Origin of the sequence: Cryobacterium sp. MDB2-A-1, from assembly GCF_004402675.1 — a bacterium.
Classification (GTDB): domain Bacteria; phylum Actinomycetota; class Actinomycetes; order Actinomycetales; family Microbacteriaceae; genus Cryobacterium; species Cryobacterium glucosi.
Genome location: NZ_SOFK01000009.1, coordinates 113,190 through 120,575, shown reverse-complemented (window position 1 = coordinate 120,575; position 7,386 = coordinate 113,190). Strand labels below are relative to the sequence as shown.

The following is a 7,386-nucleotide window of genomic DNA, read 5'->3' as shown; positions in this document are numbered from 1 at the left end:
GGTGGCGGTCGCCTCGGCCGCGGTCGCCGCCCGGGCTGCGGCCCGGGGTGCGCCGGCGGTGTTGCCCGCACGCGGCGCGCGGGCAGAGCGGCGCAGCTCCCCCGGGGTGCGCTCGTAGACCGCGGCGATCGTGTCGTTGAACTGGCGAACGCTGCCGAATCCCGCGGCGAAGGCGACCTCGCTGATCGGGAGGGCGGTGCCGAGCAGGAGCAGGCGCGCGGTCTGGGCGCGGTGCGCCCTGGCGAGGGCGAGAGGACCGGCGCCGAGCTCGGCGACGAGTACCCGGGTGAGGTGGCGCGGGGTGTAGCCGAGGCGGCGGGCGAGGCCGGGTACGCCGTCGCGTTCGACGGTGCCGTCGTCGATCAGGCGCATCGCGCGCGCCGCGAGGTCGTCCCTGGTGTTCCAGTCAGGGGAGCCGGGCACCGCGTCGGGCAGGCAGCGCTTGCAGGCGCGCAAGCCGGCCTCGTGCGCCGCTGCGCTCGTCAGGTAGAAGGAGACGTTGCCTGGCCGCGGGGTCGCCGCCGGGCAGCTCGGCCGGCAGTAGATCCCGGTCGAGTGCACGCCCGTGATGAACTGGCCGTCGAACCGCGCGTCGCGGGAGCTCATCGCTCGGTACCGTTCGGCGAAGACCGGGTCGGCGAGGCGGTCGTCGCCGCGCTCTGCGACGCCGGAGCGGCCGGTCGTTCCGGATCGGCCGGGCGTGCGTCTCGTGGCGTCGGAAGGGTTCACCCCTCCAGCCTGCCATTCCCGACCCGAGGTCGGTAGCGGAATTCGGACATCGCGCGCCCGCCCGACGGCCTCCCACGAACCCGGCACAAGCCCCGCGCGGGACCGCGTGGTCTGTCCGCGACCCCCGAATGCGGTCAGAACCGCAACCGCCCCGCCCGGTATCCTGTGGGTCATGACGCCTGAGCCCGCACCCGGTTCCGCCGCCCCACTCCTCGGCGGGCCGGTGACGCCCGTCGCCCCGGTGTGGACCGCTCCCGTGCGCCGTACCCCGGGCGGCCTGATCGCACTGACGATCATCGGGCTCGTCTTCGGGAGCCTGGCGCTCCTGCTCGTCCTCGTCTACCTCTCCACGTTCCTCGGTCCGTCCGCCCTCGTGCTCTGCCTCCTGCTCGCCCTCGTGCCCCTCACCGGCATCCTGCTCGTGGTGCGCTGGATCGATCGCTGGGAGCCGGAACCCCGACCCGCGCTCTGGTTCGCGTTCCTCTGGGGAGCCGGCATCTCCGTCGTCACGGCCCTCGTCTTCGACCTCGGCGTGCAGCTCGCGCTCGCCGCGGCGGGGAGCTCCCGCGCCGGCTCGGAGGCGGGCGGCGCGGGCTCGGGCACGGATGCGTTCGCCGCCGTGCTGCAGGCGCCCCTCGTCGAGGAGGGCGCGAAGGGCGTCGGGATCCTGGTGCTGTTCCTCGTGCTCCGGCGCACGTTCGACGGGCCCGTCGACGGCATCGTCTATGCGGCGACGATCGCGGCCGGTTTCGCGTTCTCCGAGAACATCCAGTACTTCGGCGTGGCCATGCTCGAGAGCGGTGCAGACGGGCTCGGTTTCACGTTCCTCGTCCGCGGGGTCTTCTCGCCGTTCGCCCACGTCACGTTCACCGCGTGCACCGGGATCGCGTTCGGCATCGTGAGCCGGCGCAGGGCCGGCGGTGCGCTCGGCCGGGTCCTCATCGTTCTCGCCGGATTCGCGCTCGCGGTCGCCCTGCACGGCCTCTGGAACGGCGCCGCCTACCTGCTCACGAACGACTCCGCGCTTCTCTTCTACTACCTGCTCGTGCAGCTCCCGCTCTTCATCGGGTACATCGTCGCCGTCGTGCTGCTCCGGCGCCAGGAGGAAAAGATCACCGTCGCCAGGCTCGGCGAGTACGCGGTGGCCGGCTGGTTCACGTCCAGGGAAGTCTCGATGCTCGCGACAGGACCCGGGCGGCGGCAGGCGCGCGCCTGGGCCGCCCGGCAGCCACGGGAACGTCGCCTCGCGATGCGCCTGTTCATCGCCGACGCGACCCGGCTCGCCTTCGCCAGGCAGCGGATGCTGAACGGCACCGCCGACCGGGTCGCCCGCGCCGACGAGGCCGAGCTTCTCGCTCTCGTCGAGGCGCACCGGGCGGTCGTGATCGGCTGAGGCCCGGCATCCGCTCTCAGAGGGCTGATGCCGCCCGCGGCCGGTCGACCCGCGACCGGTCGACCCGCGGCCGGTTAACGAGTGAACTCGTCATCCGGTGGCGTGGCACTGCCGACGACTCTCCCGGATGACGAGTTCCTGCTGATATCGTGCGCCCTCCGGTGCCGTTCGCGCAAGGGGTAATTTCCAGCGTGCATGATGCCGGGAAATCCGATTGGATGGGTGCATGACTGATCTGAACACCAAGCCCGAACTCGACGCACCGGAGGGCCCAGCGCCCACGGAGCTCACCATTGCCGACATCGTGGTTGGCGAGGGCGCCGAGGCGACCGCCGGCGCGACCGTCGACGTGCACTACCTCGGCGTCGAATACGACACCGGCGACGAATTCGACTCCTCGTGGAGCCGTGGCCAGTCGATCAATTTCCCGCTGCGCTCGCTCATCGCGGGCTGGCAGCAGGGCATCCCCGGCATGAAGGTCGGCGGGCGTCGCAAGCTCGTCGTGCCGCCGCACCTGGCGTACGGGCCCGCCGGCGGAGGACACCGCCTCTCCGGCCAGACCCTCATCTTCGTGATCGACCTGCGCGGCGTCAGCTAGGCCGCGCACTCACCCGCAACCCGTGCGCATCGATCACGACTCGTGGTCGATGCGCACGTGTTTAACCCGCGAGGTGTGTCCGCGCACGATCGTGACGGCGCTCTTCGAGACGGCGAAGTGCTTCGCGAGCAGCTTGACGAGGGCGTCGTTGGCGGCGCCCTCGACGGCCCGCTGCTGCAGGTAGACCGTGAGCGAGGCATCCGTCGGCGCGCTCGTCGCCGCGGGAGTGCCGAGTGAGTCCGGGTCGTCGACGGCGACGAGCGGGCCCTTGCGGCTGCCGGGCTTGACGTGCACCGTCAGGTTCACGGTTCGGGTCACGGACTGCCTCCTGAAAACTCTTCCCTTCAACGCTAGTGGTCTGCGATCGTCCGGACGAGAATGTCCCATGATCTCAATCGACTGCGCACGTGCCCTCGAAGCCGCCGGACTGGCCTGGCGGCCCGCCTCAGGCGACGCGTTCCGGATCGAAAGGGCCGGCTTCGACGTCGAGGTGTTCACGGTCAGCGAGATGACCATCGAACCGCATGAATTCGACACCGGCACCATCCTCGGCTTCAACGGCACGACCGAGTGGGCACTCGACTCGCTCGCCCTCGAGGACGCCCTCTGGCTCCCCCGGGAGGACCAGCTCCGGGAGATGCTCGGGGGTGCATTCCACTCCCTCGAGCGGCTCGGCGACGACGCCTATCGGGTCACCGCGCTGCTCGCCGGGGTGCTCGAGGCCGTCGAGGCGACCGACGCGGCGGATGCCTACGGGCTGGCGGTGCTCCGCCTCCTGCGCCTCAGCCGCTAGTCGAGCCTGCTGCCCGTCGAGCCTGCTGCTAATCGAGCCAGGCCGTGGTCATGCGCTGCACCGCTGAGCCGTCGGAATCAGCGAGCTTGACGCCGACGAACGCGCGCGCCGCGTCGGAGGTCTGCACCCGGAACGGCGGACGCTCGCCGTCGAGTAGCGCGGCGACGAAGGCCCCGGCGCTCTCCGCTGACTGCGCGGCACTGAATGACTGCGCGGCCCTGGCGAGGTACCCCGCGAGGGCGGATGCGTACGGATCGTTCGGCGGACTGGCGCGCGGGTCGAGGCCGACGTTGTCGACGAACGACGATGCGACCGCGCCGGGTTCGACGACCGTGACCGTGACACCGGCGGTCGCCGCGACGGGGGCGAGGCTCTCCATGAATCCCTCGACCGCGAATTTCGCCGCACAGTACGCCTCGCTGAACGGCTGGCCGACGACGCCGCCGACGCTCGTGACGGTGATCAGCCGGCCGCGGCTCTGCCGAAGGTGCGGCAGCGCCGCGCGGGTGACGCTCACGACACCGAAGAAATTGACCTCCATGACCGCGCGCACGACGTCGAGGCCCTCGTTCTCGATGGTGCCGACGTGGCCGGCCCCTGCGTTGTTCACCAGGGCGTCGATCCGGCCGTACCGGTCGAGCATGTGCGCGACGACCTCGGTGATCGACGCGGGCTCCGTCACGTCGAGGCGGCGGATGTCGAGGTTCACGCCCGCCGTTTCGCCCGCGCTGCGGAGGGCGCGGGCTCCCTCGAGGGTGCGCATGGTCGCGACGACGGTGTGTCCTGCGCGGGCGGCCGCGACCGCGGCCTGGAGCCCGATGCCCGAGGAGGTCCCGGTGACCAGGACGGTGCCGGGGACGGCCGGGCCGCTCATCAGTACCGTTCGGGTTCTGGTCCGAGCTGGAATCGGCGGCCGCTCACCGTCTCGGGAATGATCTCCACGTAGATGTATTTGAGCGTCGGGATGAGCGGGCGCAACGGCAGCTGGTCGGCGGCATCGATGTCGGTCTGCTGTTCCAGCACCCGTGCGTGGCCCCTCGCGACGACGCTCCAGGCCTCGTCGCGTCCGATTCCGTCCGTCTCGAAGGCGACCTTGTTGTTGACGGTGAGTTCGAGGAGCTTGGTTCCCTCCGCGGTGCGGAAGACCAGACGCCGGTCGGCGGCGACGAAGTTGACCGGGTAGATGTCCGGTTCGCCCGCGATGCTGAGGGCGAGGCGACCGAAGCTCGAGGAGATCAGGAGGTCCCAGCATTCCTCATCGTCGAGGACATGCACCGGATACAGGTCGTTGGTTTCCATGGTTCATATTCCCACGCAACCGGGTGCTCCGCCACCACCCTCCGCTGTCGACGTGAACTCACGGCAGACCCGAATGTCCCGGTCGGGCCGCACCGCCTCGAAACCGGGCCGACGCGACCCCCGCGCGCAGCCGGTGCAGGGCGGTCCGGGCCTCAGTCGCGGTCGTGCGTGGTGCGCACCCGGTCGACGAGCTGCCGCCACGGGCCGGAGAGGTCCGGTTCCGCGAGCACGACTTCGTGGGGGGCGCACCGGATGCGGTACACGTAGCGGTCCGGTTCCGGCGCCCTCTCGACGACGTCGTCCCAGGGCAGGGACGCGAGAAAATCGGTCCACGCCGCCGCGTCGGCCTGCTCGTCGACCTGGACCTCCCAGGTGACCCGCACTCCGGCGATGCCACCGCTTCGCGAAACGATGACCTTCATGCCCGCGATGTTACTCCGCCGAGTCCCTTCCCGAGCCCGACACCACTCCAGCCGGCCACGACAGCGCTGTGCTCGCGGGAGCCGGGGCCGAATCGCCTGGTCGCGGCCGTCACGGTTGCGCGGGCGAACCCGGAGAAGTCGACGCGGGGCCGCAGCGTTCCGCTCGTGAGCGTGTCGTACCAGATCCGGCCGGCGCCCTCCCACGCGTTTCCGCCCAGCTCGGCGGCCACGAGGTAGAACGCCCGGTTCGGGATACCCGAGTTCAGGTGCACGCCTCCGTTGTCGTCCACGGAATCGACGTAGCCGCTCATGTCCGACGGTTGCGGGTCCATGCCGAGCACGTCGTCGTTGTACGCCGTTCCCGGCGCCTTGAGCGAGCGCAGCGCCGCGCCCTGGACCTGGTCGGTGAAGAGGCCGGCACCGATCAGCCAGCTCGCCTCTGCGACGGACTGCCCGAGTGCGAACTGCTCGACGAGCGACCCGAACACGTCGGACACGGATTCGTTGAGGGCCCCCGACTGTCCCTCATAGGCGAGGTTGGCGCTGAACTGGGTGACCCCGTGGGTGAGCTCGTGGCCGATCACCGTCAGTGACGCCGTGAACCGGTTGAACACCTCGCCGTCGCCGTCGCCGAAGACCATCCGCTCGCCGTCCCAGAAGGCGTTGTCGTAGTTGCGGCCGTAGTGCACACTCGCCTCGAGGGGCAGTCCATGGCCGTCGATCGAGTCGTGCCCGAACCCGGTCCAGAACAGGTCATGGGTGTGGCCGAGGCCGTCCCAGGCCTCGTTCACCGCGACATCACCGACGGGGGCCTGGACCTTCGACCGCACCAGGCGACCGGGCAGGCGTTCGAGGCCGCCGGCATCCGAAACGGCCCTGTCGAGCTCACCGGGAGTGGCTGCCCCGCCGCGGGCGGCCGGGTGCACGGTCGGCGGATGCGTCGTGCTCCGTCGCTCGCGCAGCGGCGCGTCCCGCAGGAGCGAGTGCCTCGCCGCGTCGGCGGCGGCCGCGTACCGCGGGTCGTCGAGTCTCGCGAGCCGAACCAGGAGGTACGGCGGAACGATGGCGCATCGGATCCCATGCTCTCTGCTGCTCATGGCTCGAGTGTGTCACTGAGCGCAGACAAACGCACGGGTTCCGCGCCCCCGGCTGTGGAGAACACCGGGTCCGGGGGCCGAACAGAACACGCTCCTAGACTGTGACCATGCGCTACGGAATCGTCATCCTCCCCCAGGACCCCTGGCCGGAAGCCTCCCGCAAGTGGCGGGGCGCCGAACGTCTCGGCTTCGACCACGGCTGGACCTACGATCACCTGTCCTGGCGCAGCCTCGCCGACGAACCGTGGCACGCCACGATCCCGACGCTGACCGCTGCCGCACTCGTGACGCGTGACCTGCGGCTCGGGACCTTCGTCTCGAACCCGAACTTCCGGCATCCGGTGCCCTTCGCCAAGGAACTCGCGACACTCGACGAGCTGTCCGGCGGGCGGTTCCTGCTCGGCGTCGGATCGGGCGGCACCGGCTTCGACGCCACCGTGCTCGGCCAGCGGGCATACACCGGGCCGGAGCGGCACGCGCGGTTCACCGAATTCGTCACCCTGCTCGACCTGCTGCTCCGCGGGGAACCGGAGGGCAGCACGGCCGGCATCGACTTCACCGGCGACTGGTACACCGCCGTCGGCGCACGCATGGTCGGCGCGCCGACCCAGGCGCCCCGGCTCCCGTTCGTGATCGCGGCGAACGGGCCGAAGGGGCTTCGCCTCGCGGCGACCCACGGCACCGGCTGGGTGACGACGGGTCCCGACGGCGCGACCGGTGACGCCTGGTGGACGAAGGTCGCCGCGCTCGCCGAGCGCCTCGACGACGCGGCGGATGCCGTCGGCCGCGATCCTCGCTCGATCGACCGGTACCTCAACCTCGACAGCGGTGGCGGCTACTCCCTGCAGAGCGTCGGAGCCTTCGACGACGCCGTCGGCCGGGCCGAAGAACTCGGCTTCACCGACGTGATCAGCCACTGGCCGCGTGCCTCCGGTATCTACGCCGGCTCGGAGGACGTGCTCGAGGCCGTCGCCGCCGCCCGGATGCAGCCCCGCCCCTGACCCCCGGTGTGTTCCGAATTCAGGAGTTGAGCCGTTTTCGGCACGATTCCGGTC

The 7,386-nt window shown here is 70.8% G+C and carries 10 protein-coding genes; 4 read left to right on the top strand and 6 right to left on the bottom strand.

The window, feature by feature from the left end; translation table 11 throughout:
- A partial coding sequence (locus tag E3O39_RS01290) for a bifunctional transcriptional activator/DNA repair enzyme AdaA (RefSeq protein ID WP_134542304.1) occupies nt 1-606 on the bottom strand: 606 nt, incomplete at its 3' end.
- Nucleotides 607-901: 295 nt separating this feature from the next.
- Here E3O39_RS01290 and E3O39_RS01285 point away from each other — a divergent pair.
- Together E3O39_RS01285 and E3O39_RS01280 are read left to right on the top strand one after the other, a co-directional pair.
- The gene (locus tag E3O39_RS01285; protein ID WP_134449572.1) at nt 902-2,122 is read left to right on the top strand and encodes a PrsW family intramembrane metalloprotease; all 1,221 of its coding nucleotides are present in this window, start codon (nt 902-904) and stop codon (nt 2,120-2,122) included.
- 226 nt (nt 2,123-2,348) lie between these two features.
- On the top strand, nt 2,349-2,720 hold the full coding sequence (locus E3O39_RS01280) for an FKBP-type peptidyl-prolyl cis-trans isomerase (protein WP_174774824.1): 372 nt from the start codon (nt 2,349-2,351) through the stop codon (nt 2,718-2,720).
- A gap of 33 nt (nt 2,721-2,753) precedes the next feature.
- Here the strand turns inward: E3O39_RS01280 and E3O39_RS01275 are convergent, their stop codons facing one another.
- Entirely contained in the window at nt 2,754-3,038 is a 285-nt protein-coding gene (locus E3O39_RS01275; protein ID WP_241975325.1) for a DUF167 domain-containing protein, read from the bottom strand.
- A gap of 67 nt (nt 3,039-3,105) precedes the next feature.
- Here E3O39_RS01275 and E3O39_RS01270 point away from each other — a divergent pair, with 67 nt between their 5' ends.
- The gene (locus E3O39_RS01270; protein WP_134449574.1) at nt 3,106-3,513 is read left to right on the top strand and encodes a hypothetical protein; all 408 of its coding nucleotides are present in this window, start codon (nt 3,106-3,108) and stop codon (nt 3,511-3,513) included.
- A 28-nt stretch (nt 3,514-3,541) separates the two neighbouring features.
- On the opposite strand, the gene E3O39_RS01265 is transcribed toward E3O39_RS01270, so the two are convergent.
- From E3O39_RS01265 to E3O39_RS01250, 4 genes are all read right to left on the bottom strand, one after another.
- Nucleotides 3,542-4,387 carry an SDR family oxidoreductase gene (locus E3O39_RS01265; protein WP_134449575.1) on the bottom strand — a complete coding sequence of 282 codons (846 nt, stop codon included), beginning with the start codon at nt 4,385-4,387 and terminating at the stop codon, nt 3,542-3,544.
- Nucleotides 4,387-4,812 carry a pyridoxamine 5'-phosphate oxidase family protein gene (locus E3O39_RS01260; protein WP_134449576.1) on the bottom strand — a complete coding sequence of 142 codons (426 nt, stop codon included), beginning with the start codon at nt 4,810-4,812 and terminating at the stop codon, nt 4,387-4,389. Before E3O39_RS01260 ends, E3O39_RS01265 begins: the two co-directional genes overlap by 1 nt.
- Before the next feature lie 152 nt (nt 4,813-4,964).
- Complete coding sequence (locus tag E3O39_RS01255; RefSeq protein WP_134449577.1) at nt 4,965-5,234, bottom strand: protealysin inhibitor emfourin; 270 nt, start codon at nt 5,232-5,234, stop codon at nt 4,965-4,967.
- Nucleotides 5,231-6,331 carry a M4 family metallopeptidase gene (locus E3O39_RS01250; protein ID WP_134449578.1) on the bottom strand — a complete coding sequence of 367 codons (1,101 nt, stop codon included), beginning with the start codon at nt 6,329-6,331 and terminating at the stop codon, nt 5,231-5,233. Before E3O39_RS01250 ends, E3O39_RS01255 begins: the two co-directional genes overlap by 4 nt.
- Nucleotides 6,332-6,438: 107 nt before the next feature.
- On the opposite strand from E3O39_RS01250, the gene E3O39_RS01245 reads away from it, so the two are divergent.
- Nucleotides 6,439-7,332, top strand: a complete 894-nt coding sequence (locus E3O39_RS01245; RefSeq protein WP_134449579.1) for an LLM class flavin-dependent oxidoreductase — start codon at nt 6,439-6,441, stop codon at nt 7,330-7,332.
- Nucleotides 7,333-7,386 lie beyond the last annotated feature (54 nt).